Origin of the sequence: Marinobacter vinifirmus, from assembly GCF_002258215.1 — a bacterium.
Classification (GTDB): Bacteria; Pseudomonadota; Gammaproteobacteria; order Pseudomonadales; family Oleiphilaceae; genus Marinobacter; species Marinobacter vinifirmus.
Window position 1 is genome coordinate 143717 of the sequence record NZ_NEFY01000001.1, and the last position, 25643, is coordinate 169359.

A 25643-nucleotide genomic window follows, 5' to 3' on the forward strand; every position below is an offset into this window, starting at 1 on the left:
AGGAACCTGTACATGACCTTCTACCAACCCGCCGGCAACGAAGTAGAGCTGTTCACCGCCGCTGCAGACAACGGCCTGCCGGTACTGATCAAAGGCCCCACCGGCTGTGGTAAAACCCGCTTTGTCCGCTACATGGCGGAAAAACTCGGTCGCCCGGTATACACCGTGGCCTGCCACGACGACCTTACCGCCTCTGACCTGGTTGGCCGCCACCTGATCGGCCCCGACGGCACCTACTGGCAAGACGGCCCCCTGACCCGGGCGGTACGGGAAGGCGGAATCTGCTACCTTGATGAAGTAGTGGAAGCACGGAAAGACACCACCGTGGTACTGCACCCGCTGGCGGATGACCGCCGGGAACTGCCCATCGAACGCACCGGCGAACTGCTGAAAGCCGCTCCGGGCTTTATGCTGGTGGTGTCTTACAACCCGGGTTACCAGAGCTTGCTGAAAGGCATGAAGCCCAGTACTCGGCAGCGGTTTGTATCCATGAGCTTCGATTACCCGACGCCGGATGTGGAGCAGACCATTGTTCAGCAGGAATCCGGCTGTGATACGGGTCTTGCAAAGCAGTTGGTGGGGCTGGCCACGTCGTTGCGTAAACTGAAAGATCACGATCTGGAGGAGGCAGCATCGACGCGGTTGTTGATCCATACGGCCTATCTGATCGCATCCGGTATGCCCCACATCGAAGCCTGCCGGGCCGGGATGATCGAACCGCTATCGGATGATGCGGTTACTGTTAACGCACTGATGGAGGTGGTGTATGCCGTATTCGGGCAGTCCGAAGAGTGAATCTCCCGGGGCGATTGCCCCGGTTATCTGGTACTTGCTGAACCTGCTGGCGTTGCCGGTTATCGGCTTCATCGTTTTGCTGGCGATTGCCATGAAATCCGGCGATGCCCACGCTTTACGGCGGGCCCACAGCAAGGCGGCGGTTTATATGTCGATACTGGGCGCTGTGCTGATCAGCGGCGGCGTTGCCGTTTGCTGGCTCATCTACGGCAACACCGGGTTGTTCTGGACCTACGCAATCGTCTGGGCCGTCGTACTGCACACATCGTTTGTGCTTTGGGGCATGATTTCCCTGGCTCAGGCAATCGGCAACAAGCCGCCTGCTTTTCCGCGGCGGCTGCTGTAAGTTCGGGTTCGGTGCTGGGCAGGGTCGGGTAGGGCCTTCCAAAAACCGCTCCTTGCGGCACATCCATGTGGCGCTTCTGTTCCGCCATCCATGGCTCCACAAATTTTTGGAAGGCCCTACCCGACCCTGCCGTTCGATCCTTCTTACGGGATTCCGCGGCGGTGGTAACTAACCTGTCAGATGAATACCAGCCAGAACTGAAACCACCACAACAGCCCAGCCCTGAGCCGCCATTCTCCAGCCCCAGGGAGCGTGTTTCATTTCCATGAAGTGGTCGACCAGCAGGACTGCTTTTACGATCACCAGTCCAAATACCAACCACACCAGAACCGACATGTCGGCGCCAGCCTGCATGGCCACAACAGGAGCCATGGTGCAGATCATCAGGGCGATATAAACCGCTAGCATCAGAAAGTCTCCTCAGGCCAGAACGTAGAGCATCGGGAACAGCACCAGCCACACCAGGTCGACCATGTGCCAGTAGGAGGCGCCGGATTCCATGCCGTTCATGTCGTCGCCGTTGTAGTCGCCTTTTTTCACCTTTACTGCCAGTACCACAAGGATGATCTGGCCAAGTACCACGTGCATGAAGTGGAAGAAGGTGAGGAAGAAATAGAACATGAAGAAGGTGTCGGTGCCCAGGTTGTAGCCGTTGGCGTAGAGGTCGGCGTATTCGTAGAGCTTGCCGAAGGTGTAGATGGACGACGCGGCGATGGCGGCCCAGAGCAGGGCAGCCGTGCCGGTTTTGCGGTCGCGCAGGCGATGGACGGACAGTGCGACCAGGTAGCTGGCGGTGATCAGGCCGATGGTGTTGACCAGGCCAGTCCAGGGATGTAGGGCCGCCTTTCCAGCGGAGAAGGTGGCCGGGTCCATACTTCGGGCTACGCCGTAGCCGATGAACAGGATGGCGAACACGGCCAGTTCGGCAAAGATGAAAAACCACACGGCGATGTCGCCGGGCAGGTGCCGCCCGCGGGCGGCTTGAACATCAGCCATTACAGTCTCCGTTAACGGGTCAGGTTCATGTACAGCTTGGGTAGCTGGCCGGGCAGCTGGGTCGGGTCTTTGATGACCACGAAGTTGCTGCTGCCGAATACGTAGGGTAGGTATTCGTTGGCTTCTTCGTCGATGGTCACGCAGAACGGGGTCAGCCCGGCTTTGTGGGCCTCCTGCACGGCCATGCGGGTGTCTTCCACGCCATAGCGGCCTTCGTACAGGTCCAGGTCGTTGGGTTTGCCGTCGGTCAGCAGCAGCAGGATTTTCTGGTGTTCCGGGCGGGCCTGCAGCAGTTTGATGGACTGGCGGATGGCCGCGCCCATGCGGGTGTAGTAGCCCGGCTCCAGGGCCTGTATCCGGCCCCGTGTGGTGTCGTTGTATTGCTCTTCAAAGCTCTTGATGTGGTGGAAGCGGATGTGGTCCCGTCGCCGTGACGAGAAGGCAAACAGTGCAAACGGATCGCGGCTGGCGGTGAGTGCTTCGCTCAGCAGTTGCAGGCCGTCCCGGGCAATGTCGATCACCCGCTGGTGGTTGTTGATGTAGGTGTCGGTAGAGAGGGAAATGTCGGTCAGCACCAGGCACGCCAGGTCCCGCTGGTTCTGTTTGCACTGGCGGAAGAGTTTCTGGTCTACCTCGCCGATGCCGCGTTTGTGCTGCACCATGCGTTCCAGGCAGGCGTCCAGGTCCAGCTCTTCGCCTTCCAGTTGCCGGCGCTCCCACTGGCGCAGGGGCTTCAGGGCGCTGAACTGGCGGCGCAGGGTCTGGGCAGAGCGGTTCAGGTGCTCGGGCAAGGGCGAGGGCACAGCGTCTTTGCTCAGCAGGGGCTGCAGGCAGCAGAATTTTTCCCGGTAGTCCTGCCGGCGCCAGTCCCATTCCGGCAGGTGAATGCCCGGCCCCAGGTGCAGGTCGTCGTTTTCTTCCGAGGGCAGGTCCAGGTCAAACTTGATGGCGGAAGACGCTTCGCGGCGGTCCTGGGACACGGAGATCATGTCCATGTCGTCGGCCACGGCGTCGGCGTCTTCCTCTTCGCTGTCGTCGCCGGCGCGGTCGATGGGAATGAATTCAGACCAGGAAAACAGGCTTTCCAGCCGGAACAGCATCAGCCCCTGATCTTTGTCGAAGGCATCCACCCGCTCGGCGCGGCGGCGTTTCCGTTTTTTGGCCAGGCCGCCGGATTTCGACATGGTGTTGTCGTCGCCAATGATCTGACCTTTGAGTTTTCCGCGGCCCAGTACCGGATACAGCCAGAGCACCACCGGCCAGGGGTCGGTCAGGGCATCTGGCAGGTCGTCTACGCTGCCCGGGTGGATCAGGGCCTGGCGAATGGCCGCCTCGCGTTCGGCTTCGCTGCCCCTCAGGCTTTCTGGTTCCGGGCGCCAGCGCAGGGTGTGTTTCACCAGCCGCTGGTACATGGGCTCAAGGCCGGGCCAGCGCTCAAGTAGCTGCTGCACCATGGCCTGGTTACCTTTGAGCCAGCTGTGGTGGTTGATCTCGCCCAGAGAGGCCAGGGCGGCAAGCCACAGGTACAGCTCCCGGTTCACCTTGCGGGAGGGAAACAGCGCCAGGCGGTCTGGCAGGCGCAGGCTTTCTTCGTCCCGCCAGGCCAGTTCGAACTTGCGATGGGTACCGGCCAGCTTCTGCAGGAACTTCCGGCGAATCTGGAAGTGCCGGGGTTCAGCCGTCACCAGGCTCAGGGCGGGATCGCCGCCCATGGCGCGGAACAGCACGCCCAGCGTGCGGGCTTCGTCTTTCAGGTGCACAGCGTACTCGGGGAACTCGCCCATGGCCTGGCGGGTTACGTAGTCGTGCCATTTAAGTCCGACCCACTCTTCCATTTCGTGTCCTCGTATCAGGCCCGTGTCTGGCGCGGGGTAGATTCCACCTGGCGCACGGGAATCAGCACCGTCTGCTTGCCAGGTTCGCCGGGCTCCCAGGTCAGCAGGGAGCCTTCAGGGTTGTCTTTCTGCACCTCGCGGCAGGCGCTGACGCACTGCAGGCACTGGGTACAGCTGAATTTTGCCCGCTTGTGGCTGCGGGTGGGCAGGCGCATGGGGCAGGCTTCGTCGCAGGCCTTGGTGCAATCCCGGCAGGCGGCGGCCCGCTTGGTGTCGAAGGTCACTACCCGGCCCTTGCCGTTGGTCATCCAGGCGATGCTCTGCACCAGGCCTACGGCGCAGCCGTATTTGCAGAACAGGTGCCGGGCGAACAGAAAATCGAAGGTAAACACCGCGGTGGCTACCGCCAGGAAAATGCCCGGGTACAGGCTGAGCTGGCCGGTGACCAGGTCGGTATACAGAGGGATAGGCGGCAGCAGGTAAGACAGCAGCGCCAGGGCCCAGGAAAAACCGATCAGTGCGCACACCAGGGTCAGGCCGGCCCAGTGGATGGCCTTGCCGGTGCTGCCTTTTTTCAGCGCTTCCCACAGGGTAGGGCGACCGGTAACGCGGGTCATCAGGTCGTTGATGGTTTCTACAACGGAAAAGTGCGGGCACAGCCAGCCGCAATACAGGCGGCCCCATTTGAAGGCAATCCAGAGTACCAGTGGCACCAGCACCAGGATGGGCAGAATGAACCAGAACAGTATCTGGCCCGCTACTTCGGCCGGGGTGCTGTGGGCAACCCAGTCCAGGTTCAGGTTAAACGACAGGGGGAAGCCCAGCAGGACGAAGCGGGTTTCGGTCAGGTCGTAACGGAAAATATTGAGAACAGGCGCAAGCAGGAACAGCAGGAAGAAGGCGCTGCGGGTAATCAGGCGCTTCTGCTGAAGGGTGTCTTTCGGGTTGACGGTTTGCGCATGCACAGGGCTTGTCCAGAATTTCGGAAATGTGCCGGGGCCCGGAGGCCCCGGCGGTTATGCCTTATCAGGCATCTTCAGTGGCGGGACCACGGACTTCTTCGGCAGGGCTGGCCTGACCTTTGATGAAGAAGCTGCCGAGGTAAACCACCAGGCCGGCCATGAAGAAGGCACCGGCTACGAATCGCATCCAGTAGAACAGGGCAATCTGATCCTGGCCTGCCATGAACGACATGGCCTCACCGCTTTCCGGAATGCGCTGCAGCCAAACCTGCAGTACGCCGGCACCGGTCAGGAACAGGGTGATGAACACCATGGAGATGGTCATCAGCCAGAAGCCCCACATTTCCACAATCTGCGCCGTGTTGCTGTTGCCGTAAGGACGGCCACGCATGATCGGCACTGCGTAGGAAATGATGGTCAGCACGATCATTACGTAGGCGCCGTAGAACGCCATGTGGCCGTGGGCCGCTGTAATCTGGCTGCCGTGGGTGTAGAAGTTCACCGGAGCCAGGGTATGCAGGAAGCCCCACACGCCAGCACCTAGGAACGCCATCACGGTAGTACCCATGGCCCACAGCATGGCGGCCTTGTTGGGGTGGTTGCGGCGGCGACGGTTGATCATGTTGAAGGCGAATACCACCATCATGAAGAACGGCAGCGGTTCCAGTGCAGAGAACACAGAACCCAGCCACAGCCAGTACTCAGGCGGCCCAATCCAGAAGAAGTGGTGCCCGGTACCGATGATGCCGGTAATCAGTGCCATGGCGATGATCACGTACAGCCACTTCTCGATCACTTCGCGGTCCACACCGGTGAGCTTGATCAGCACATAGGCCAGGATAGCGCCCATGATCAGTTCCCACACGCCTTCTACCCACAGGTGCACGACAAACCACCAGAAGTACTTGTCGGTAGCCAGGTTGCTGGGGTTGTAGAAGGAGAACAGCCACAGTACCGCCAGGCCAACCAGGCCGGTGATCAGTACGATGTTGACCACGGTCTTGCGACCTTTCAGGGCAGTCATGGCAATGTTGAACAGGAACGCTACCACAACCACGGCGATACCGATCTTGGTTATCGTCGGTTGTTCAAGGAACTCCCGCCCCATGGTGGGCAGCAGCTTGTTCATGGTGACCTCCGCCAGGGTGGCGTAGTCTACGAACAGGTAGCCCAGAATGGTCAGGGTGCCGGCTACAGCGAACACCCAGAACAGAATCCACGCCAGCAGCGGGCTGTGCAATTCAGTTTGAGCTTCTTCCGGAACCATGTAGTAGGTTGCGCCCATAAAGCCGAACAGCAGCCAGACAATCAGCAGGTTGGTGTGAACCATCCGCGCAACGTTGAAGGGAATTTCCGGAAACAGGAAATCGCCCACAACGTATTGGAGACCCAGAATCAGGCCGAACACAATCTGGCCGGCAAACAGAATCAGGGCAAAGATGAAGTAGGGCATTGCTACCCTTTGAGATTCGTATTTCATGTCTGCTCCCTTACCCTTCGATGTTGGGTGGCCAACCGTTGTCGTCGATCTTGGATGTCCACTCCAGGAAGGCGGCCAGGTCTTCGATCTCGGAATCGCTCAGATTGAAGTTAGGCATCTGGCGCCGGCCCGGGATATTGGTGGGCATGGCGTTCATCCAGGCTTTCATGTAGGACTTGAAGACCTCGGTATCACCACCGCCACGGCGGTCGAATACGTTAGCCAGTTCCGGAGCGAAGTAAGCACCTTCGCCCATGAGGGAGTGACAGCCAACACAGTTGTTGTTCTCCCACAGGTGTTTGCCCCTGACTACCTGCTCGGTCAGTTGGTCGCGGTTATCCCGCTCGGGCATAGCTCGCAGCTGAGTGTCAAAAGTCAGGGCCAGGAACAACAGGACGAAGAATGCACTCCCCCCCAGATATATGTTCCTGGCCATGCTTTTGGTAAAGCGCTCGGCCATTGGTCTCTCTCCTTGGTTGTTTCAAATACCTGACTGCCCCACTAGGATATAAAGATGCATTCCTAATGCTGTTGATGATTATCAAAGAATGCCCGGTGTTTCTCTATTGCGCCGGGGAGTTACCTCCAGATGGGTAGGTGATAGACTGCGCCGCCGTCCTGTCTGTAAACAATCTGTCCATATGGAGTGTCGATGGCCGCTGCGTTTGCCCTTTTCTTCAAGCTGATCCCGCTCTACGTCACGGTTGGGCTGGGCTGGATTGCCGGCCGTTACCTGGAAGCCAGCGGCCGGCATATTGCCGGCATCATGCTGTACATCGTCACGCCGTCTGTGGTGTTTTCCGGTGTTATGGCGGCGCCGCTGTCGCCGGAAGTCATCCTGTTGCCGTTCCTGGTTTTCGGAATTTCCTCGGTACTGGGCATTGTTCAGCTGAAGCTGGCGAGAAAAGTCCTGACCGATGGCAGTGCCAACATCATCCCCCTGTGCGTGGGTTCCGGTAATACCGGGTACTTCGGGGTGCCGGTGGCGCTGCTGCTGTTCGGAGAAGAAGGGCTGGGGCTCTATATCGTGTGCATGTTGGGCACCACGCTGTTCGAGAACTCGGTGGGCTTCTACCTGGCGGCCCGGGGCCGATACAGTATCCAGGATGCGCTCTGGCGGGTGCTCAAACTGCCTTCGGTGTACGCTTTCCTGGCGGCCGTGGCCCTGAACCTGGCGGGGGTGGGTATTCCGGACATCTTCGTGCCGCTGTTCGACAACCTGCGCGGCGCCTACAGCATTCTGGGCATGATGATTATCGGCATGAGCATTACCAGCTTCCGGGGGCTTGCGGGTAACGTCCGGTTCACGGCGCTGGCGTTTTTCGGCAAGTTTGTGGTCTGGCCGCTGGTGGCGATCCTGTTCTGGTGGGTCGATTCCACGATTCTGGGCGTCTACGAGCCGGCTGTGCACCAGGCCATGTTCCTGATTTCCATTACACCGATCGCGGCCAACACGGTGGTGATTGCTACCCTGCTGGACACTTCGCCCAGGCAAGCCGCGGGCACGGTAATGCTGACGACGCTGTTTGCACTGGCGTTTATCCCGGTGATGATCTCACTGGCGTTCTAGGGCATCCGTTAGTGGGTTGTCCCGTTCGGGCAAGGGGCGCCGCCCCGCTCCCATTGAATGGTGGTGTGATGGATGTTGAACTCGGCCGCCAGCATGGCCGAGGCCTGGTGGATGGCTTCGTCATCGCCTTCCGGGTCCGGCTTGACCAGGTGCACCGTCAGGGCATTCTCGGTGGTGCTCAGGGCCCAGATATGCAGGTGATGGGCAGACTGCACGCCGGGCAGGTGCTCCAGGTGCTCGCGCACGGCAGCCGGGTCGATTCCCCTGGGAACGGCATCCAGCGCCAGGTTGATGGATTCTTTCAGCAACTGCCAGGTACCCAGGAAGATCACAACGGCAATAACCAGGCTGATCACCGGGTCGATCCAGGCCTGGTCGGTGAACATCAGTATCGTGCCTGAAATCACCACCCCGACCGATACCGCAGTATCGGCGGCCATATGCAGGAAGGCCCCGCGAATGTTCAGGTCACCCTTCTGGCCTTTCATGAACAGCATCATGGTGATGCCGTTGATCACCACGCCGATGCCGGCCACCACAACCACCACAAGGCCCGCGATTTCTCCCGGATTGCCGAGCCGCTGGAGGGCTTCCCAGGTGATACCGCCCACCGCGGCAATCAGAATCAGGGCATTGAACAAGGCTGCCAGGATGGTGGTTTTCTTCAGGCCATAGGTTTTGCTGGTGGTGGCCGCTTTGCTGGCAAGCCAGCTTGCGGCCCAGGCCAGGAGCAGGCCCATCACATCACTCAGGTTGTGCCCGGCATCGGCAATCAGCGCCAGGGAGCCGGACAGCACGCCGTACACCGCTTCAATCACTACAAACAGGGTGTTCAGGATCACCGCAATGGCAAAGGCGCGGTTGTGGGTGCCGAACTGGTGGCTGTGATCGTGGCCGTGGCTATGGTCGTGGCTGTGCATGGTTTCCTCGTTTGGGGAATGTTCTGGCGGCGGCTTAGCCCTTCAGTGCCAGGATGCGCCGGGCTCCGCTCAGTACAATGAAGCCGACAATGGTGCCGATGACCAGGTCCGGATAATTGGAGCCAGTCCAGGCCACCAGGGCGCCGGCAACAATGATGCCCAGGTTGATGATCACATCGTTGGCGGAGAAGATGTAGCTGGCCTTCATGTGGGCGCCACCTTCACGATGCCGGGAAATCAGCAGCAGGCAGGCGGTGTTGGCGATCAGGGCGACTACCGCGATAGCCATCATCAGCGTGGACTCCGGCTCGCTGCCGAAGACAAACCGCCGGCCCACCTCAAGCAACACCCCGAGCGCCAGGATAAGCTGCAAAATGCCGGCAACATGGGCTGCCCGCACCTGCATCTTCACGCCATGGCCCACGGCGTAAAGCGCCAGGCCATAGACTGCGGCATCTGCAAACATGTCCAGCGAGTCGGCAATCAGGCCCGCAGATTGAGCAATCAGGCCCATTACCATCTCAAAAACAAACATCAGGCCGTTGATGGCCAGCAGGATCCAAAGCGTGCCGGCTTCCTGTTGCTGGCTTGCCCCGGAATCGGCAGCTGCCTGAATGGTTTCCGTACTGGCCTTGCGGGTATCCCGGAGCTCCGCTCCGAGCCCCAGGGTGGAGAGCTTGTCGGTAATTGGCGAGGCCTCTCCGTTATGCAGTACCTCAAGGGTGCGGCCCGGCAAATCGAACGACAGGACCTGAACGGCGCTGAAACCGCCCAGCGCCATGCGAATCATCCGCTCTTCGGAGGGGCAATCCATCCTGGGGATCCGGTAGGTGCTCAGCCAATCGCCGGACGCGTCATTGATATCGCTCCGGGCCGTTTCGCCTGCTGCAGGTTTACTGTTGCTGCAGCAGTTGTTGCAGGAAGTGCTCATTCATAGCTCCGGTTCATGAATCGGGTCATCCTATTAGAAAACCTGTTAGTTACTGCAGGGTCAAGACAGTTTGCGCAAAGAAGGATCATGGTCTTAACTGTAAGAGATGCTCATCAATAATGATGAAGAGGAGGATCTCATGAACAGGTTTACGCGAATAGTCGCATGCTCCGTTCTGGTTTCAGCCCCCTTGCTGGTTTTTGCCCAGGGCAACTCTGGACAAATGCCCCGTGGAGGCATGATGAATCAGGGGGGCATGATGAACCAGGAACAGATGCAGCAAATGCATCAGAACATGTCTCAGATGCAGGAGATGATGCAGGAAATGCGCAACGCCAAGTCCGACGCCGAGCGCCAGCGTATCCGCGAGCAGCACATGGAGTCCATGCAGCAGCACATGCAGTTGATGCGTGGAGGCGCAGGCCCGGGCATGATGGGACAGCGCCAGGGGCCGTCGGATGGTGGTCAGGGCATGGGTAACCAGCCCAAAGGCCAGGCCGGTGGTATGGGCCCCCGTTCCGGCGGTGCCGGTATGGATCCGGAACAGCGCCTGGAAATGATGGAGCAGCGTATGGAGCATATGCAACTGATGATGGAGCAAATGCTGGAGCACCAGGCGCAGAGCCAGAGAGGGCGGTAAACAAACTTGGAGTTTGTTGTTTTTCCGTTGAGTGATTTAATCAAATAAAGACAGCTGGTTGTCCTGTGTCTGCTTGGCTGCCGCTTTCGGCCGTGTTTGATGCGGCCCCTTGCGGCTGCCGTGGCGATCCAGTACCCGGCCAGTCTCTTCCCGGCTTATGTGTTGTTTCCGGAAGTCGCCCACCGCCTTGCGCGCTGCCCGGGCCGCCTGTTCATGGTCGCACACCGGGGCAATGTAGGTGTTGCCGCCGAACTTCGCTTTCTGGGTGGGCGTCATCAACCAGGGGGTATGGATCATTTCCCGGGGTACCCCGGCCAGCTCGGGAATCCAGCGCCGGATAAATTCGCCGTTCGGGTCCAGCTTCTGGCTTTGCAGCACCGGATTGTAGATTCGCAGGGCATTGATGCCGGTCAGGCCGGATTGCATCTGGGCCTGGGAATAGTGAATGCCCGGCTCGAAATCGGTGAACAGTCGTGCCAGGTGCAGGGCCGGGTCACGCCAGTGCAGCCAGAGTTGATAGCTGGCCACGGCCATCAGCATTGCCCGCATCCGGAAGTTGAGCCAGCCGGTGTGCTGCAGGCTGCGCATGCAGGCATCCACCAAAGGCCAACCAGTCTGCCCTTGCTGCCAGCGCTGCAGCCGTTCGGAATCGTTCGGCCCGGTTTTCATGCCCTCCAGTTCCCGGTGCATGGCGCGGAACTCCAGCTCCGGCTCGTCTTCAAGTTTCTGGATGAAGTGGCAATGCCAGTGCAGGCGGGAGCGGAAGCTGGTCAGGCTTTTCTGTTTCCGGGGCAGGGTATTCCGATGATTGCCGGCCGCTGGTGTCTGGCTGCTGCCAGTATTCGTCTTCAATGACGTACAACGGAATCACCGGTTCAGCCAGAGTCGCGGCAGCCACCAGCGGGGCGTGATCGCGGGTGCGTAGATCCCGCTTGAACCAGACCACTGTGGTCATGGCTGCGTGCTCCGGGCGCGGCGGCAGCGTTCGCTGCAATAGCGAACATTGTCCCAGTCTTTTGCCCACTTCTTGCGCCAGGTGAAGGGGCGCTGGCAGACCGGGCAGGTTTTTTCGGGCAGGTGTGGTTTTTTGTGCATCCGGGGTTTTTGGTTTTTACTGAGGGTATGGGTTTTGATGGATATACGTGACTGAAACGGCAAAGGTTTTCTTATGACCAAACTGAACGAAGGACTGCAGCCCCCATCGGTCCTGATCTTCGACTGGCACGGCACTCTGGTGGACACCCACGATGCCATGTTCAGTGCCATGGAGGAGATGCTGCCCCAGCTTGAAGAGCTGGGTTTGGTAGAGCAGCTCTTACCGGAAGACCAGTGCCGCACCGAAGACGACGCCCGGCTGGTACGCTACATCCGCATCTTTCGCCGCTTGCACCCGCGCATTCTGGCGGAGCGCCGGGTGTCCCGCACGGATATCTTCAACGCCATCTTCGGCCCCAACAAGGCGGCCAAGTTGCAGGCGCACAAGGCCTACAACAACGCCTATCGAAAGTATTTTGGCCAGGTTAGGCCGTTCCAGCCCGGTGCCTACGAGTACTTGTCAGCCCTCAAGGCCATGGGCATCAAGCTGGCGGTGTCCACCAACCGTAACCGGGAGTTCCTGGACAAAGAGCTGGATATAGTGGACGAAGGCCGTTGGCGCAACCTGTTTGATGCCACCGTGTGTGCCGACGATGTCACCGAATACAAGCCGGACCCGCAAGTGATCCTGAAGGTGCTCGAGCAACTGGAGCTGCCGGCAGACCAGAAGGCCTGGTACATCGGCGACAGCTACGTGGATATGCTCACCGCCCACCATGCGGGGGTGTCTGGCGTGTTCTACAACGGCGCTTGCTGGGAGCCGGAACGTATCGACAGCTGGTTCACCAGGCGCGATGCACCGGCCGCCGTTCTGGACAGCTTTGAAGGCCTGATGGACCTGATGGCGCTGCTGGAGCGGGAGCAACCAGATGCGTTCAGCGCCAGCCCGGCAGAAGTGCGCCCGAAGCCTTTCCCGGCACCGGAGCGACCGGAGCCCCGGATCGAGCCGGACTGGCACCCGGCGGTGGTGAAACTGATTCGCCCGGCGGTGATCCTGTTCGACTGGCATGCCACGCTGGTGGATACCCTCGATGCCATGTACCACGCCGTGGACGACATGTTGCCGGACTTCCACAAGTTGGGACTGATGGACCGGATGGTAGCGCCGGAAGACAGCAAGACCCCGGAAGATGCGCGGCTGGTGGCTTACGTGCGGGAATTTGCCAAGCTACACCCGAAAGTGAAGGCAGACCGGAAAATCTCCCGCACGGATATTTTTGAAGTGCTGTTCGGCGACGACCAGGACGCCAAACAGCTTGCCCACAAGGCCTTCAACCATCATTACCGCAACCACTACGGCACGGTGAAAGCGTTCGAACCCCGTGTAAGGGATGTGCTGGAGGGATTGCACCGGCTGGGGATACAGGTGGGGGTGATTACCAACCGGGACCGGGAGTTCTTCGAACACGAACTGGCAGCGGTGGAAGACACCGGCTGGACCCACCTGTTTGAGGTGGATGTATGCGGAGACGACACCCCATTGCGCAAGCCGCACCCGGACCAGCTGTTGCTGGCGGTACAGAAGCTGGATTACCCGCCGGACCCCAGCGTCTGGTACGTGGGAGACTCCACCACGGATGTGATTGCGGCCAAGCGGGCAGGGATGACGGCGGTATTCTTTAACGGTGCCCAGTGGGACTTGCCATGGCTGAACCGGATTTTTCCGGGCACCCACAAACATCCGGATAAACCGGATGTGGTGGTGAATGATTTCTCGGAGTTCTGGGCGCTGGTGCTGGCCTGTGAGGTAGGCCCGCCTTAATCGCTGGCGCCTTTCAGGGCTTCTTCGATGGCAAGCCCGATGGACAATACGCCCTCTACGCCGTTGTTCGGCTCGTCCAGCGGCAGGGGAAAGCTGACGATCACCTGGAACCGGCTGGTGGATGCATCGTAGCGAATCGGGGATACCCAGAAGTCTTGCTTGCGGGTTAAGCCCTGGCTGGTTTCTTCAACCAGGTCCTGGAACTTTGCTTCATCCCCCTGCCAGTAATCGGAGGACAGTTGGCTCATGGCTGATAGGGCACCCTGGCTGTCGATCAACAGAATCTCGGTAACCAGAGGGGTTTGCTTCGACTGCCAGTTTGCCAGGGCCCGGGAGGCTGGAAGTTCCAGGATCTGGCGGGCCAGGGGTGTCATGCTGGCCGGGGCCAGTGCCTGCCAGACGGTGTCCTGGGTGAGGATGTCGGTAACGGTGTTGTAGTGGCTGCCCTGGTGCAGGGCTCTTTGCAGGTCTACCTCGCCTGCCAGGCTGCGGGCCAGTTCTCCGGCTATCCTGGTTACCTGCTGGTGTTCCTCGCCGGATAACTGTGTCTGGGTGCCCATGCAGGCGGGCAGGCTCAGATTGAACCGATTCATGAAATCCGGGTGCCGGGTGACAAATTGCGGGTTCAGGTACAGGTGTAACGGGGCGTAGCGCAGAAAGGTGTGCTGAATACCCTGATGCAGCTCCGGCTGGTTTTCCCGCAGCCCGGACATCACTCGCTCGTCCAGCAGGGCCAGGTCGATGCGTTTTCGTTTCAGCAATGCCGGCAACTGGCTGGCGCTGCCCACAGCAACAAAGGCTTCGAGCCCTTGCTGCCTCAGCCAGAGTTCTTCATTGCTGCCACCCACCACGCCAATGCGGGCGTTTTCGGGTACCGGTTGCTCGCCGGTGTAGAACCAGTGCCATTTCTCCAGTGCAACCGGGTGGCTTGCCCAGGCGCTCTGGTCCAGCTCCGGTGAGCGGTCGACTGCAAAGTAGCCGTCTACCAGGTTGCGCTTCAGCGAATACAGGGCGCGGTTCTGGGGGACCAGTCTGATCTGGGTATGGGCTCCGGCCTGCTCCATGGCGCAGCGTATGGTGTCTGCGGTTTCCCCGGCAACCTCCGGGCCATTCGGTGTCTCATTGGCGTATTGGTAGGGCGGGGAATGAAAGGTATAGAGGGTGTAAACCCGATGGTCCGCTGCCGCCTGGGCGGCAGCCACAGCCAGAAACAATCCGATTGTCAGAGACCGAATCTGCATAGTTTGGCGAGCATCCCTGTGACCAATTTGTGAAAAGTGCCAGAAGCATAGCAGTGATTGCCCAATATTTCTGCTGGCAGCGGGGCCCCGGTTCACAGGTTTTCGATGTCCTTTAACAGCTCGTCGGCCCGGGCCAGAATCGCTTGCCGGCGTTCCGGGGCTTGTTTGTCCCAGTTCCGGTACATCATGGTCATGCGCGGATTGTTGGCAAAATCCTGCCGGTGCCGGTCGATAAAGTGCCAGTACAGGCTGTTGAACGGGCAGGCCTTATCGCCGGTGGCGTCCTGCACCCGGTAGTGGCAGTTCTGGCAGTGGTCAGACATGCGCTGGATGTACTTGCCGCTGGCGGCGTATGGCTTGGAGCCCAGGTAGCCGCCATCGGCGTGCATCACCATGCCCAGGGTGTTGGGCAGTTCCACCCAGTCGAAGGCGTCGATATACACCGCCAGGTACCAGTCGCAGATGGCTTCCGGTTTCACCCCGGCCAGCAGGGCAAAGTTGCCGGTCACCATCAGCCTCTGAATGTGGTGGGCATAGGCGTTACGGGCAGTGGCGTCGATGGCTTTGTGCATGCAGCGCATCTTTGTATCGCCGGTCCAGTAGAACCAGGGTAGCTCCCGGGTATTGCCCAGGCGGTTTTCCTCGGCGTAGGCGGGCATCAGCAGCCAGTAGATGCCCCGCACGAATTCCCGCCAGCCGATGACCTGGCGGACAAAGCCTTCCACGGCGTTCAGTGGCGCCCGGCCGGCGTGCCAGGCTCGTACCGCTTCCTCGCAAACCTCCGTCGGCTCCAGCAGCCCGGTATTCAGGTAGGGCGACAGAATGGAGTGGAACAGCCAGTCTTCGTTGTCTGACATGGCATCCTGGTAGTCGCCGAAGCAGGGCAGGGCAAAGTCGACAAAGTGGCCAAGGGCCTGGCGGGCCTGTTCGGCGGTGACGGCGTAGTGGAAGTCGTCTGTGGTGCCGAAATGTTCCGAAAAGTGCTCGTTCACCAGTTCGATTACGTCAGTGGTGATGGCATCCGGTTCCTCCCGGAACGGAGCCGGGGCAGGAGGTTTGCCGGTCCATTTCTTGCGGTTATCGGCGTCGAAGTTCCAGTGGCCACCTTCGGGTTGGCCATCTGGCGTCATCAGCAGGCCGGTTTTCTTGCGCATCTCCCGGTAGAAGAACTCCATGCGCAGCTGTTTCTTGCCCTTGGCCCAGCGGGCGAACTCGTCAATGGCGCACACGAAGCGGGTATCCGGGCGGATTTCGACATTCAGGCCCAGGGTTTTATGCCACTGGCTGACCTGGTTGTGTAAACGCCACTCACCGCACTCCGTGGTGATCACGCGCTCCGGTCGGTGTTCCCGGGCCAGCTCCGCTATCACCTGTTCAAGAGATTGAGCCGGGTTGTCCGGGTGGTAGTGCTGGTAATGCACCCGCCAGCCTTCGCGTTCCAGCTCCTGCGCAAAGTGCCGCATGGCGCTGAATATGAATGCCAGCTTCTTCTTGTGGTGGTTGGTGTAGCTGGCTTCGCTGTGGACTTCGGCCATCACGATCAGGTCGTTTTCCTTGTCTGCGCCATCCAGGGCGGTGAGTCGGGGGCTGAGCTGATCGCCCAGAATCAGGATGAGATTGGCCATGTCGGGCTCCGGCTGAGTTTATCCTTTAGAGGTAGGCAGAATACGCCATGGGCGCAAGGGTGGTTCATTGGTTAAGCTGGTACACTCAGCTGATTCGCATCAAACAGTGACTGTCGCCGGTCAGGCATAATCCGCGCTTTCCGGCTTGCCAATCCTATTCGACGTTAGAGTTTTACTATGGCTTCTGATACTGCTGCAGCAAATAACCTGCCCGCTTTTATCTGGGACGAGGCGCTTATCCGCCGCTATGACCTGAGCGGCCCACGCTACACGTCTTACCCCACGGCGGTGGAGTTCACCCCGAACTATTCCATTGAAGACATGGTTAAAGCGGCAGGCCGCAGCAAGGCCTCCGGCGGGCCAATCTCGCTCTACACCCACCTGCCGTTCTGTGCGCACCTGTGCTACTACTGCGCCTGCAACAAGGTGATTACCAAGAAGCGCGACAAGGCCATGCCCTACGTGGAGCGGGTACTGAAAGAGGCGGCCATTCAGTCAAAACTGTTCGGTGCCGACCGGCCCGTCCAGCAGCTGCACTGGGGCGGTGGCACACCCACCTTCCTGCCCCGGGATGTGATGCAGCACCTGATGGCTGGTTACGGTGAGTTGTTTAACCTGCAGTCTGGCGATGAGCGGGACTACAGCGTGGAAATCGACCCCCGTGAAGTGGACGAAGATACCCTGTCGACCCTGTGGGAACTGGGCTTCAACCGCATCAGCCTGGGCGTGCAGGATGTGAACCCGGAAGTGCAGAAAGCGGTGAACCGCATCCAGCCCCGGGAGATGACCGAAGCAGTGCTGAACGAAGCCCGCCGTATCGGCTTCCGCTCGATCAATCTGGACCTGATCTACGGCCTGCCGCACCAGACCCCGGAAAGCTTTGCCGAAACTCTGGAATCGGTGATCGAGATGTCTCCGGACCGGCTCTCGGTGTTCAGCTACGCGCATCTGCCGGACCGGTTCTACCCGCAGACCCGCATCCAGGCGGATACCCTGCCGAGTCCCCAGCAGAAGCTGACCATTCTGCACAACACCATCAACCGTTTGCTGGACGCCGGCTACGAATACATCGGTATGGACCACTTCGCCAAGCCGGACGACAGCCTGGCGGTGGCCCAGCGCGAAGGCCGCCTGCACCGGAACTTCCAGGGTTACACCACCCACTCCGATTGCGACCTGGTGTCTCTGGGTGTGTCTGCTATCGGCCAGACCGACGATGCCTACTTCCAGAACAACCACGACCTGCCGTCGTGGGAAGCGTCCATCGATGCCGGCCAGCTGGCCATCATCCGTGGCGTAGGCCTGACCCGCGACGACCGCATCCGCCGCTGGGTGATCGGTCAGCTGATCTGCCAGTTCCGGCTCGATCGCAAGCAGTTCGCCGATAAGTGGAACGAAGATTTCGACCGCTACTTCGCGGATGAAATGAGCCGCCTGAAGCCGATGATCCAGGACGAGCTGATTGCGGATTCCGGTTCCGTGCTGCAGGTTCAGCCCGCCGGGCGGCTGCTGATCCGGGCCATTTGCCAGATTTTCGATCTGTACCGTAAAGAGGGCGCCAGCCAGCGGTTCTCACGGATTATCTGATCGTACACTAATATTATGTCCTCTAAAGACTGGACTAGGGGGTGCCAAATGCGTATGGTTTGGCGCTCCCTCCTCCGGGCTGTTTCTATTTGTGGTGAAGAGGACAGAAAATACCATGACATCTAAAGACTTTCGTGGCCTGCTGGCCCATCTGAGCTTCCCTTAGCAAGTCTGACCTCCGGGCGCCCCTGCCCACCTTTCGTTGCCCCGCTGCAACACCTCCGCGTGTGCGGACTTTCCAGACGAATGGCTCCACCCTGGCGAGCAACCTGTGCGTTGCAGACGGCCGGTGGGTTTCTGTCGTTTTGAACAGAGGTTGAGATTTGAACGAGAACGGATTTACCCAATTTTCGACAATCACCGTATTGTTACTGCTTGCCGCCTTCTACGGCGGTACCTACCTGCTGACCTTGCTGATTCGCAAGGAAAAAGAAGATACCTCCGGCTTTATGGTAGCCGGCCACCATGTCGGTTTCGGTATGGGCGCGGCCAGTATGACCGCCACCTGGATCTGGGCTGCGTCTTTCTACGCGGCAGCCACCTCTGGCTACACCTACGGGGTATCCGGGCCGATCCATTATGGCCTCTGGGGCGCGCTGATGATCCTGTTCATCTACCCCTTCGGCCGCCGGTTCCGCAAGCTGGCCCCCAATGGCCATACCCTGGGTGAGCTTATCCACGCCCGTCATGGTTCTTCCAGCCAGCTGATCCTGGCCGGGTCCAACGTGCTGGGCAGCATTATCAGCCTGATGGTCAACTTCACGGCCGCCGGTGCGCTGGTGTCGGTGCTGTCGCCGTTGTCGTTCGAAACCGGTGTGATTGTGGCCGGTGTGGGCGTGTTGGCCTACACGCTGACGTCCGGTTTCCGGGCCTCGGTGTTTACCGACTTTGCCCAGCTGGTGGCGCTGATGGCGATTGCCATCATTATTATCCCTGCGGTTCTCTACTCTGCAGGCGGCCCCAGCGTCATGGTGGAAGGCCTGAGCAAGATGACCGACGAGCAGGCCAACCTGTTCTCGGTGGAAGCCATCATGAACCAGGGCGCACCTTTCTTTGTGGCGGTCCTGGCCTATGCCATTGGTAACCAGACCATTTCCCAGCGCCTGTTTGCGGTGCGCGAGAAGAACATCAAGTCTACCTTCGTGACCGCCACCATCGGTTACGGTGCCATTGTGATCGGCCTGGGCATGATTGGCCTGATGGCGCTGTCGGTTGGTGTAGAGCCCATCGACGGCAAGATGAATAACCTGATTCCGCAGATGGTGTCTACCTACCTGTCGCCGTTCTTCGTGGCCCTGTTCTTTATCCTGGTGATCGGCTCGCTGTCGTCCACCGCGGATTCTGACCTGTCCGCGCTGTCTACCATCATGATGGCGGATGTCTACGGCAAGAATATCGCCAAGGACAACCCAAACCCGAAAGTGATGATGCTGGTTGGCCGCATCACCATGATTGTGGCTACCGTGGCGGGGCTGATCTTTGCCAGCTTCTCGCTGGATATCCTGGTGATGCTGGTGTTCGTCGGCGCACTCTGGGGTGCCATCGTGTTCCCGGTGATCGTCAGTTGCTACTGGGACAGGGTCACCAATTCCGCCTTCACCTGGTCGGTGGTGGTGGCCATGGCGCTGTTCTGTATTGCCCGCTTTGAGCTGCTGGAAATGACCGGTATGACCGTGCTGGCCTTCGAGATCCTGGCGTCTGTCGGCGGAGCCGTGGTGATCGGCATGATGGTGTTCGGTTTCTTTGGCCGCGCGGCAGGACTGGTTGCCGGTGCCATAACACTGGTGGCCATGCTGATGTTCGCCACCGGGTTCCTGAGGGACTACATGGTGTTGGTAGCCTCACTGACGGCCTACGGTGCCAGTGCCGTGGTGTGTACCGCCATGACCCTGCTCAGCAAGGAAGAACGCTTTGACTTCGACCTGATCAAGAAACGGGTTGGTGACTATGACGACGCCGACAGTGAAGGCACTGCCGGCCTGATTCCGGAGGGTGCGAAATGACAAACGAACTGGTTTACGGTGCTTATATCCTGGTGTGGCCGGCCATCACCCTGGTGGTGCTGGGTGTGATCTGCGGCGCGGTAGCCCGGGATGTCCGCCAGGCCCGCAACAACGATGATGACCTGATCTGACCCCGGTCTGACAATGGTCAATGCGCCGGCAGGCCCGGGGCAGTAGGTTAGCTCCTTCACCACGTGGAGGAGTGTAATGGAACTTGTCTGCCCTGCCGGTAGCCTGCCGGCCCTGAAAACCGCTGTGGACAATGGTGCCGATGCGGTTTACTTCGGTTTCCGCGACAGCACCAACGCCCGCCAGTTTGCCGGCCTGAATTTCAACGAGAAGCGCGCCGGGGAGGGCATCGAATACGCCCATTCCAAAGGCAGCCGGGTGTTCTGCGCCATCAACACCTATCCGCAGCCAGACGGCTGGGAACACTGGAAAGGCGCGGTAGACCGGGCTGCATCCATCGGCGTGGATGCCATCATCCTGGCCGATATGGGCCTGCTGGACTACGCCGCCAACAAATACCCGCACATCCCCCGCCACCTGTCGGTACAGGGCTCGGCCACCAGCCACGAGGCCCTCTCGTTCTACAAAGACAACTTCGATATCCGCCGCGCCGTATTACCCCGCGTATTGTCGCTGGACCAGGTACGGGGTGTCGCCAAACACAGCCCTGTTGAACTGGAAGTGTTTGCCTTTGGCAGCCTGTGCATCATGGCGGAAGGCCGTTGTTATCTGTCGTCCTACCTCACCGATGAATCCCCGAACACCCGTGGTGCCTGCTCTCCGGCCAAGGCCGTGCGCTGGCAGGAAACCCCGCAGGGGCTGGAGTCGCGCCTGAACGATGTGCTGATCGACCGCTACGGCCCCGGTGAAAACGCAGGTTATCCCACGCTGTGCAAAGGCCGCTTTGAAGTGGAAGGCAGTGTGTACCACGCCATTGAAGAACCGGTCAGCCTGAACACCATGGATATCCTGCCGGAGCTGCAGGAACTGGGCATCAGCGCGGTGAAAATCGAAGGCCGGCAACGCAGCCCCGCCTACATTGCCGACGTGGCACGCACCTGGCGCCAGGCGCTGGACGGGCTGGCGGCGCACCCGGGCATGTTCACGGTAGAGGATGCCTGGCGTAACACCCTGTCTGGCCTTTCCGAAGGTGGCCTGACCACCATCGGCGCCTACCATCGCAAGTGGAAATAAGGTTGTATCCATCATGATGAAGCTATCCCTGGGCCCGATCCTCTGGTTCTGGTCCAAGCAAAGCGTGTTTGATTTCTATGCCAACGCCGCGGAATGGCCGGTCGACACCATCTATCTGGGCGAGGTGGTGTGCTCCCGTCGCCGGGAACTGAAGCCCGATGACTGGTTGGACCTGGCCCGGGACCTGAAAGCCTGCGGTAAGAATGTGGTGCTCTCCACCCTTACACTGATCGAATCGGAAGCGGACCTGCGCCGTCTGCGCCGGTTTTGTGAACAGGACGAGTTTCTGGTGGAAGCGAACGACCAGAGTGCCCTGCAGGTGGCTGTCCGCAACAAGATTCCGTTTATCACCGGCCCGTCCATGAACATCTACAACGTGGCCACCCTGAAGATCCTGGCCAGGCAGGGCCTGCAGGGCTGGAACCTGCCGGTGGAACTGGGCAAGGAAACCCTGGAGCAGTTAATCAGCGAGCTGAAGGCTGAAGGACTGGACCTGCCTGCCGAAGTGTTCTCCTGGGGTTTCCTGCCGCTGGCCTGGTCGTCCCGCTGCTTTACCGCCCGCCATTACAACCTGCCCAAGGACAATTGCGAGTTCCGTTGCCTGGAGCATCCGGATGGCATGGAACTGCGCTCCCGGGAAAGCCAGGAGTTGTTCCGCATTAACGGCATCTCCACACTCTCCGGCTCCCGCTATGACCTGATGCGGGAGCTGCCGGATATGGAGCGCATGGGGGTGAGCACCGTGCGCCTGAGCCCGGAGCACCAGGGCATGGACGAGGTGGTCAAACGCTTTGACCAGGTACGCCGGGGTGAAGTGCCGGCCGCGGACCCGCTGCAGCTGGTAGAGGCACCACCCTGCAACGGGTATTGGTATGGCAAGCCGGGGATGGACCTGGTGGGTGCCTGAGCACTAGCAAAAGGCCGGGGCATTGAACCCGGCCTTTTGCGTCAGGACCCGTTATTCCGGGCCCAGCCCAGATCCTCAAGAATGGCGTAGAGCGCTGGCAAGGCCACCAGGATCAGCACGGTGGACACCACAGCAAGCCGAACACCACCGAGATCACCAGTGGAATTACCGCCATGGCCTGAACCGCCAGCCCCTGAATAGCCCCAGATACAACACCGCCGCCGCTTAGGTATCGATACTGGCGGCTATGCAACCCTGTTCGATGCCGAGCTGCAGTAGGGTGTAGGTAAAAGTGGTGTAAAGATCACCCGGTTTGATTTACCTCAAGCATTACGAGCGGTGGTAAGCGTAGTTTGCTATTAGTTGATGGCGACGCAGAGGAAATTGCCATGTCGCGTATTCCGTTGTTTTTCTGGGGGCTGGTTGCAGTCGTCAGTGCTGTCTGGTTCGCAGCCGATAGCCTTTGGGTGAGCCCGTTTGCTTATTTCCCGTTCCGGTCGGTGTTTGTGCAGTATTCCGGCATCCTGGCGGTGGTCATGATGGCGGGGGCCCTGGTGCTGGCGTTGCGGCTGCGGGTTCTGGAACGTTGGGTTGGTGGCCTGGACAAGGTGTACCGCCTGCACAAATGGCTGGGCATTGGTTCGCTGGTGCTGGCCACGCTGCATTGGTGGTGGGCGCAGGGCACCAAGTGGATGGTGGGCTGGGGCTGGCTGGAAAAGCCGGCCGGCAAGGGGGCCGGGCAGCAACTCACCGGCCTTGAAGCCTGGTTCCGCGGCCAGCGGGGGCTGGCAGAAACTTTGGGTGAATGGGCCTTCTATGCGGCTGCCGTGCTGATTGTGCTGGCGCTGGTGAAGGCTTTTCCCTATCACCTGTTCCGTAAAACCCACAAATTGCTGGCGGTGGTGTTCCTGCCCCTGGCCTGGCACAGCTTTATCCTGATGGAGTTTGATTACTGGGCAGCACCCATTGGCTGGCTGACTCAGGCCGCTGTTGTGGCTGGCAGTGTTGCAGCCGTTTTGCTGCTGGTGGGCTGGCCGGGCAAGGTTCGGAAGGTACCGGGGGAGGTGGTTTCGGTCACCCGCTATCCGGACCTGAAAGTGTTCGAATTTCTGGTGAAGGTAACGCAGGGGTGGTCTGGCCATAACCCCGGGCAGTTTGCCTTTATCACGTCGGATGCTGCGGAAGGCCCGCACCCTTACACCATTGCATCAGACTGGAACCCGGAAACCCGGTGCCTGAAGTTTGTGGTCAAGGAACTGGGGGACCACACCCGCCGGGCCAGCCGCCGGATCGGCGAGGGTATGCCTGTTACGTTGGAGGGGCCCTATGGCGGCTTTGATTTTGAAGATGATTGCCGCACCCAGATCTGGGTAGGGGCGGGCATCGGTATTACTCCCTTTATTGCCCGGATGGGTCGCCTGGCGGGCCGTCCTGACAGCCGCACTGTCTATCTGTTCCATCCTACTGCGGATGTCAGCGGGGAGGCCCTCGCAAAGTTGCGGGCAGATGCGGAAGCCGCGGGCGTTAACCTGGTCATTCGATGCAGCCGCACCGAAGGCCGGCTGACGCCGGAGGAAATCCGGGATGCGGTACCCGACTGGCAGAATGCCAGCCTGTGGTACTGCGGCCCGGTGGGGCTGGCCAATACGCTGTTCAACCAGTTCCGGAAATGGGGTATGCCGGCCCGGCGGATGCACCGGGAGTTTTTTGATATGCGCTGACCGGCACCCGGGTGTATAACTGTAATTCCAGTTTCTTCAGGAGGTTTGCCATGACAATCAACGAAGGACTCCGCCTGATGGCAGGCGTGTTCACCCTGATTTCCATCCTGCTTGCCCACTACGTAAGCCCCTACTGGCTGCTGTTCACCGGCTTTATTGCCTTGAACCTGATTCAGTCCTCGTTCACCAAGTGGTGCCCGGCTATGATGATCCTCAAGAAAATGGGGTTGAAGGAGGAAAAACCGATTAACTGACTGGTTGTTTCGGCAGGCTTGCGCTCGCGAACGCGGTTATAGAGAATTCCGTAGCAAACACAATAAAAACAGGAGTTTTCCATGCTGGCTCCGGCCTCCGTTGATGATTACCGGCTGCTTGCAAGGCGCCGTTTACCCCGCATGCTGTTCGATTACCTGGATGGCGGCGCCTTTTCTGAATCCACCCAGCGCGCAAACCGTGAGGCCTTTGGCCAATGGCATTTCCGGCAGCGGGTCATGCAGGATGTCTCGGCAGTGGATACCTCCTCCACATTACTGGGCCAGCCGGTGTCATTGCCGCTGGGCCTGGCGCCCATGGGCCTGGCCGGTATGCTGGCAACCCGGGGCGAGACCCAGGCAGCCCGGGCTGCGGGCCAGTCAGGAATACCTTTCTGCCTGAGCACGGTCTCTATCTGTTCTGTTGAGGAAGTGGCCGAGGCTGCGCCGGAGACAGACCGCTGGTTCCAGCTTTATGTCCTGAAGGACCGAAACTTCTCCGCAGACCTGCTGCGCCGGGCCTGGCAGGCCGGTTATCGGGTGCTGGTGTTTACCGTCGACCTGGCCCGCTTGGGGCTGAGATACCGGGATGTCCATAACGGTATGAACGGAGGCCTGTCTGCCGTTGGCAAGCTGCGCAAGGCAGCGGACCTGCTGGGCCATCCGCGCTGGCTATCCCGTGTTGCTCTTGGCGGCAAGCCGCTGACCTTCGGAAACCTGGCCAGTGTGGTGCCCTCTGGGCGGAAGCCTGAGGACTTCAAGGCCTGGGTCGAAAGTCAGTTTGATCCATCGGTTACCTGGAAAGACCTGGATTGGGTGCGGGAAAACTGGCCGGGCAAGCTGGTGATCAAGGGCGTGATGGAGCCGGAGGACGCCCGCTCGGCGGTGGCGGTCGGGGCCGACGCCATTGTGGTATCAAATCATGGTGGTCGTCAGCTGGACGGCGCGCCGGCTTCACTGAGCGCCTTGCCCGCCATGGTGGATGCAGTGGCCGGGGAATGCCAGGTGCTGGTGGATGGTGGTGTCCAGACCGGGCAGGACCTGGTTCGGGCTCTGTGCCTCGGTGCGAATGGATGCCTGATAGGGCGCCCCTGGGGCTATGCCCTGGCCGCCGGTGGTCAGGCGGCTGTTGAAAACCTGCTGACCAATATCCGGTATGAAACCGAGCTGACACTTTCGTTGATGGGCAAAACGGCGCTTGATCAGTTGTCCCGGTCAGACCTTTTGTCGCTGGACGAGCTGCAGGCGCTTAGCCACGCCTGAGCTTGTTCAGGACTTGGTGAAGAGCAGTTTCCGTGGGCTGAAATCCCATTCCAGGCTGTCCAGCAGGTTTTTCAGGGCCAGCCCCAGTTCGGTGTCGCCTTCAATCACCAGGCGGCGCTGGAAAAACAGCTGGTCCGGATCCTGTTTACGTTCGGCCAGGGTTTTGAAAGCGGCCAGGGAGCCACGGATGGTGGCTTCGCCCGGGCCGTCGACAATGCGCAAACGCCCGGCCCAGAAACCGAAGGTTATCCCGGGGTGGCCGCCGTTTACTTCCAGCCGGATTCGCCGGCCCTCGAAGTCATCAAATTCCCCCTCGGCCATGGCCTCGGCAAACAGCCGGTTAAGCGGAGCTTCCGCGACCAGCTGTTTGAAAGGCATGGGGATTGACCGTTCAATGGTGCCCAGAGCCGGTGCCGGCGAGGGCAGGAACTCTTTCAGCACTGCCAGGGATTGATCCATCAAGGGGCTGTGCAGGGCAGCAATGGGGGGTAGCGAAAAGGCCATGGTTTA

General features: G+C 60.0%; 26 protein-coding genes and 1 pseudogene. 13 read left to right on the plus strand and 14 right to left on the minus strand.

Annotation, left to right across the window (positions count from 1 at the left end; all coding sequences use genetic code 11):
* The first annotated feature begins 12 nt into the window (after positions 1-12).
* Together B9Q17_RS00655 and B9Q17_RS00660 are read left to right on the plus strand one after the other, a co-directional pair.
* Positions 13-795 carry a CbbQ/NirQ/NorQ/GpvN family protein gene (locus B9Q17_RS00655; protein WP_094623696.1) on the plus strand — a complete coding sequence of 261 codons (783 nt, stop codon included), beginning with the start codon at positions 13-15 and terminating at the stop codon, positions 793-795.
* Positions 767-1141 carry a hypothetical protein gene (locus tag B9Q17_RS00660; protein WP_094623697.1) on the plus strand — a complete coding sequence of 125 codons (375 nt, stop codon included), beginning with the start codon at positions 767-769 and terminating at the stop codon, positions 1139-1141. Before B9Q17_RS00655 ends, B9Q17_RS00660 begins: the two co-directional genes overlap by 29 nt.
* 168 nt (positions 1142-1309) lie before the next feature.
* On the opposite strand, the gene B9Q17_RS00665 is transcribed toward B9Q17_RS00660, so the two are convergent.
* The 6 genes from B9Q17_RS00665 to B9Q17_RS00690 all read right to left on the minus strand — a co-directional run bounded on the left by B9Q17_RS00665 (position 1310) and on the right by B9Q17_RS00690 (position 6874).
* Complete coding sequence (locus B9Q17_RS00665; protein WP_094623698.1) at positions 1310-1549, minus strand: cytochrome C oxidase subunit IV family protein; 240 nt, start codon at positions 1547-1549, stop codon at positions 1310-1312.
* Between the two features lie 12 nt (positions 1550-1561).
* On the minus strand, positions 1562-2137 hold the full coding sequence (locus B9Q17_RS00670; protein ID WP_058341714.1) for a cytochrome c oxidase subunit 3: 576 nt from the start codon (positions 2135-2137) through the stop codon (positions 1562-1564).
* Between the two features lie 11 nt (positions 2138-2148).
* Positions 2149-3972, minus strand: coding sequence for a nitric oxide reductase activation protein NorD (locus B9Q17_RS00675; protein ID WP_094623699.1), 1824 nt, complete (start codon positions 3970-3972; stop codon positions 2149-2151).
* A gap of 14 nt (positions 3973-3986) precedes the next feature.
* A complete protein-coding gene (locus tag B9Q17_RS00680) occupies positions 3987-4937 on the minus strand; it encodes a 4Fe-4S binding protein (protein ID WP_094623700.1) in 951 nt (316 codons plus the stop codon).
* 61 nt (positions 4938-4998) lie between these two features.
* Complete coding sequence (locus B9Q17_RS00685) at positions 4999-6414, minus strand: cbb3-type cytochrome c oxidase subunit I (RefSeq protein ID WP_094623701.1); 1416 nt, start codon at positions 6412-6414, stop codon at positions 4999-5001.
* A gap of 10 nt (positions 6415-6424) precedes the next feature.
* A complete protein-coding gene (locus tag B9Q17_RS00690; RefSeq protein WP_094623702.1) occupies positions 6425-6874 on the minus strand; it encodes a c-type cytochrome in 450 nt (149 codons plus the stop codon).
* Positions 6875-7066: 192 nt separating this feature from the next.
* Between B9Q17_RS00690 and B9Q17_RS00695 the strand changes: the two genes are divergently transcribed.
* Entirely contained in the window at positions 7067-7984 is a 918-nt protein-coding gene (locus B9Q17_RS00695; RefSeq protein WP_094623703.1) for an AEC family transporter, read from the plus strand.
* 8 nt (positions 7985-7992) lie between these two features.
* Here B9Q17_RS00695 and B9Q17_RS00700 read toward each other — a convergent pair whose 3' ends face one another.
* Together B9Q17_RS00700 and B9Q17_RS00705 are read right to left on the minus strand one after the other, a co-directional pair.
* Complete coding sequence (locus tag B9Q17_RS00700; RefSeq protein WP_058341708.1) at positions 7993-8904, minus strand: cation diffusion facilitator family transporter; 912 nt, start codon at positions 8902-8904, stop codon at positions 7993-7995.
* 34 nt (positions 8905-8938) lie between these two features.
* Entirely contained in the window at positions 8939-9835 is an 897-nt protein-coding gene (locus B9Q17_RS00705; RefSeq protein WP_094623704.1) for a cation efflux transmembrane domain-containing protein, read from the minus strand.
* A gap of 139 nt (positions 9836-9974) precedes the next feature.
* On the opposite strand from B9Q17_RS00705, the gene B9Q17_RS00710 reads away from it, so the two are divergent.
* Positions 9975-10475, plus strand: a complete 501-nt coding sequence (locus tag B9Q17_RS00710) for a DUF4175 domain-containing protein (RefSeq protein ID WP_244177271.1) — start codon at positions 9975-9977, stop codon at positions 10473-10475.
* Between the two features lie 36 nt (positions 10476-10511).
* Here B9Q17_RS00710 and B9Q17_RS00715 read toward each other — a convergent pair whose 3' ends face one another.
* From B9Q17_RS00715 to B9Q17_RS00720, 3 genes and pseudogenes are all read right to left on the minus strand, one after another.
* Positions 10512-11327 (minus strand): FAD-binding domain-containing protein, encoded by an 816-nt coding sequence (locus B9Q17_RS00715; protein ID WP_244177272.1) that lies wholly within the window; start codon positions 11325-11327, stop codon positions 10512-10514.
* A 31-nt stretch (positions 11328-11358) separates the two neighbouring features.
* Positions 11359-11430 (minus strand): annotated as a pseudogene (locus tag B9Q17_RS18530) (hypothetical protein); the annotation flags it as partial.
* The gene (locus tag B9Q17_RS00720) at positions 11427-11570 is read right to left on the minus strand and encodes a DUF2256 domain-containing protein (protein WP_081697541.1); all 144 of its coding nucleotides are present in this window, start codon (positions 11568-11570) and stop codon (positions 11427-11429) included. The gene B9Q17_RS00720 and the pseudogene B9Q17_RS18530, both read right to left, overlap by 4 nt.
* Before the next feature lie 73 nt (positions 11571-11643).
* On the opposite strand from B9Q17_RS00720, the gene B9Q17_RS00725 reads away from it, so the two are divergent.
* Positions 11644-13332 carry an HAD family hydrolase gene (locus tag B9Q17_RS00725; protein ID WP_094623705.1) on the plus strand — a complete coding sequence of 563 codons (1689 nt, stop codon included), beginning with the start codon at positions 11644-11646 and terminating at the stop codon, positions 13330-13332.
* Here B9Q17_RS00725 and B9Q17_RS00730 read toward each other — a convergent pair.
* On the minus strand, positions 13329-14573 hold the full coding sequence (locus B9Q17_RS00730; RefSeq protein ID WP_094623706.1) for a substrate-binding periplasmic protein: 1245 nt from the start codon (positions 14571-14573) through the stop codon (positions 13329-13331). The genes B9Q17_RS00725 and B9Q17_RS00730 overlap by 4 nt on opposite strands.
* Positions 14574-14665: 92 nt before the next feature.
* Complete coding sequence (locus B9Q17_RS00735; protein WP_094623707.1) at positions 14666-16198, minus strand: cryptochrome/photolyase family protein; 1533 nt, start codon at positions 16196-16198, stop codon at positions 14666-14668.
* Positions 16199-16375: 177 nt separating this feature from the next.
* Between B9Q17_RS00735 and hemN the strand changes: the two genes are divergently transcribed.
* From hemN to B9Q17_RS00770, 8 genes are all read left to right on the plus strand, one after another.
* Positions 16376-17785: an oxygen-independent coproporphyrinogen III oxidase gene (gene hemN / locus B9Q17_RS00740; RefSeq protein ID WP_094623708.1), complete on the plus strand. Its 1410-nt coding sequence runs from the start codon at positions 16376-16378 to the stop codon at positions 17783-17785.
* 323 nt (positions 17786-18108) lie between these two features.
* The gene (locus B9Q17_RS00745) at positions 18109-19788 is read left to right on the plus strand and encodes a sodium:solute symporter family protein (protein WP_094623709.1); all 1680 of its coding nucleotides are present in this window, start codon (positions 18109-18111) and stop codon (positions 19786-19788) included.
* Complete coding sequence (locus B9Q17_RS18315) at positions 19785-19919, plus strand: putative transporter small subunit (RefSeq protein WP_213016947.1); 135 nt, start codon at positions 19785-19787, stop codon at positions 19917-19919. The genes B9Q17_RS00745 and B9Q17_RS18315 overlap by 4 nt, the downstream gene beginning before the upstream one ends.
* A gap of 76 nt (positions 19920-19995) precedes the next feature.
* Entirely contained in the window at positions 19996-20991 is a 996-nt protein-coding gene (ubiU, locus tag B9Q17_RS00750; protein ID WP_058341700.1) for a ubiquinone anaerobic biosynthesis protein UbiU, read from the plus strand.
* A 13-nt stretch (positions 20992-21004) separates the two neighbouring features.
* Positions 21005-21898 (plus strand): U32 family peptidase, encoded by an 894-nt coding sequence (locus B9Q17_RS00755; protein WP_094623710.1) that lies wholly within the window; start codon positions 21005-21007, stop codon positions 21896-21898.
* A gap of 389 nt (positions 21899-22287) precedes the next feature.
* Positions 22288-23619 carry a ferredoxin reductase family protein gene (locus tag B9Q17_RS00760; protein ID WP_094623711.1) on the plus strand — a complete coding sequence of 444 codons (1332 nt, stop codon included), beginning with the start codon at positions 22288-22290 and terminating at the stop codon, positions 23617-23619.
* A 50-nt stretch (positions 23620-23669) separates the two neighbouring features.
* Entirely contained in the window at positions 23670-23873 is a 204-nt protein-coding gene (locus B9Q17_RS00765; protein WP_094623712.1) for a YgaP family membrane protein, read from the plus strand.
* An 81-nt stretch (positions 23874-23954) separates the two neighbouring features.
* Complete coding sequence (locus B9Q17_RS00770; protein WP_094623713.1) at positions 23955-25133, plus strand: L-lactate dehydrogenase; 1179 nt, start codon at positions 23955-23957, stop codon at positions 25131-25133.
* A gap of 6 nt (positions 25134-25139) precedes the next feature.
* Here the strand turns inward: B9Q17_RS00770 and ubiT are convergent, their stop codons facing one another.
* Positions 25140-25637, minus strand: a complete 498-nt coding sequence (ubiT, locus tag B9Q17_RS00775; RefSeq protein WP_094623714.1) for a ubiquinone anaerobic biosynthesis accessory factor UbiT — start codon at positions 25635-25637, stop codon at positions 25140-25142.
* Positions 25638-25643: the final 6 nt, after the last annotated feature.

Coding starts and splice junctions, on each gene's coding strand:
- B9Q17_RS00765 (WP_094623712.1), top strand. CDS start 23,670: ATGACAATCAACGAAGGACTCCGCCTGATGGCAGGCGTGTTCACCCTG.
- hemN (WP_094623708.1), top strand. CDS start 16,376: ATGGCTTCTGATACTGCTGCAGCAAATAACCTGCCCGCTTTTATCTGG.
- B9Q17_RS00755 (WP_094623710.1), top strand. CDS start 21,005: ATGATGAAGCTATCCCTGGGCCCGATCCTCTGGTTCTGGTCCAAGCAA.
- B9Q17_RS00760 (WP_094623711.1), top strand. CDS start 22,288: ATGTCGCGTATTCCGTTGTTTTTCTGGGGGCTGGTTGCAGTCGTCAGT.
- B9Q17_RS18315 (WP_213016947.1), top strand. CDS start 19,785: ATGACAAACGAACTGGTTTACGGTGCTTATATCCTGGTGTGGCCGGCC.
- B9Q17_RS00735 (WP_094623707.1), bottom strand. CDS start 16,198: ATGGCCAATCTCATCCTGATTCTGGGCGATCAGCTCAGCCCCCGACTC.
- B9Q17_RS00665 (WP_094623698.1), bottom strand. CDS start 1,549: ATGCTAGCGGTTTATATCGCCCTGATGATCTGCACCATGGCTCCTGTT.
- B9Q17_RS00660 (WP_094623697.1), top strand. CDS start 767: ATGCCGTATTCGGGCAGTCCGAAGAGTGAATCTCCCGGGGCGATTGCC.
- B9Q17_RS00720 (WP_081697541.1), bottom strand. CDS start 11,570: ATGCACAAAAAACCACACCTGCCCGAAAAAACCTGCCCGGTCTGCCAG.
- B9Q17_RS00770 (WP_094623713.1), top strand. CDS start 23,955: ATGCTGGCTCCGGCCTCCGTTGATGATTACCGGCTGCTTGCAAGGCGC.
- B9Q17_RS00725 (WP_094623705.1), top strand. CDS start 11,644: ATGACCAAACTGAACGAAGGACTGCAGCCCCCATCGGTCCTGATCTTC.
- ubiT (WP_094623714.1), bottom strand. CDS start 25,637: ATGGCCTTTTCGCTACCCCCCATTGCTGCCCTGCACAGCCCCTTGATG.
- B9Q17_RS00730 (WP_094623706.1), bottom strand. CDS start 14,573: ATGCAGATTCGGTCTCTGACAATCGGATTGTTTCTGGCTGTGGCTGCC.
- B9Q17_RS00670 (WP_058341714.1), bottom strand. CDS start 2,137: ATGGCTGATGTTCAAGCCGCCCGCGGGCGGCACCTGCCCGGCGACATC.
- B9Q17_RS00710 (WP_244177271.1), top strand. CDS start 9,975: ATGAACAGGTTTACGCGAATAGTCGCATGCTCCGTTCTGGTTTCAGCC.
- B9Q17_RS00705 (WP_094623704.1), bottom strand. CDS start 9,835: ATGAGCACTTCCTGCAACAACTGCTGCAGCAACAGTAAACCTGCAGCA.
- ubiU (WP_058341700.1), top strand. CDS start 19,996: ATGGAACTTGTCTGCCCTGCCGGTAGCCTGCCGGCCCTGAAAACCGCT.
- B9Q17_RS00675 (WP_094623699.1), bottom strand. CDS start 3,972: ATGGAAGAGTGGGTCGGACTTAAATGGCACGACTACGTAACCCGCCAG.
- B9Q17_RS00655 (WP_094623696.1), top strand. CDS start 13: ATGACCTTCTACCAACCCGCCGGCAACGAAGTAGAGCTGTTCACCGCC.
- B9Q17_RS00690 (WP_094623702.1), bottom strand. CDS start 6,874: ATGGCCGAGCGCTTTACCAAAAGCATGGCCAGGAACATATATCTGGGG.
- B9Q17_RS00685 (WP_094623701.1), bottom strand. CDS start 6,414: ATGAAATACGAATCTCAAAGGGTAGCAATGCCCTACTTCATCTTTGCC.
- B9Q17_RS00700 (WP_058341708.1), bottom strand. CDS start 8,904: ATGCACAGCCACGACCATAGCCACGGCCACGATCACAGCCACCAGTTC.
- B9Q17_RS00695 (WP_094623703.1), top strand. CDS start 7,067: ATGGCCGCTGCGTTTGCCCTTTTCTTCAAGCTGATCCCGCTCTACGTC.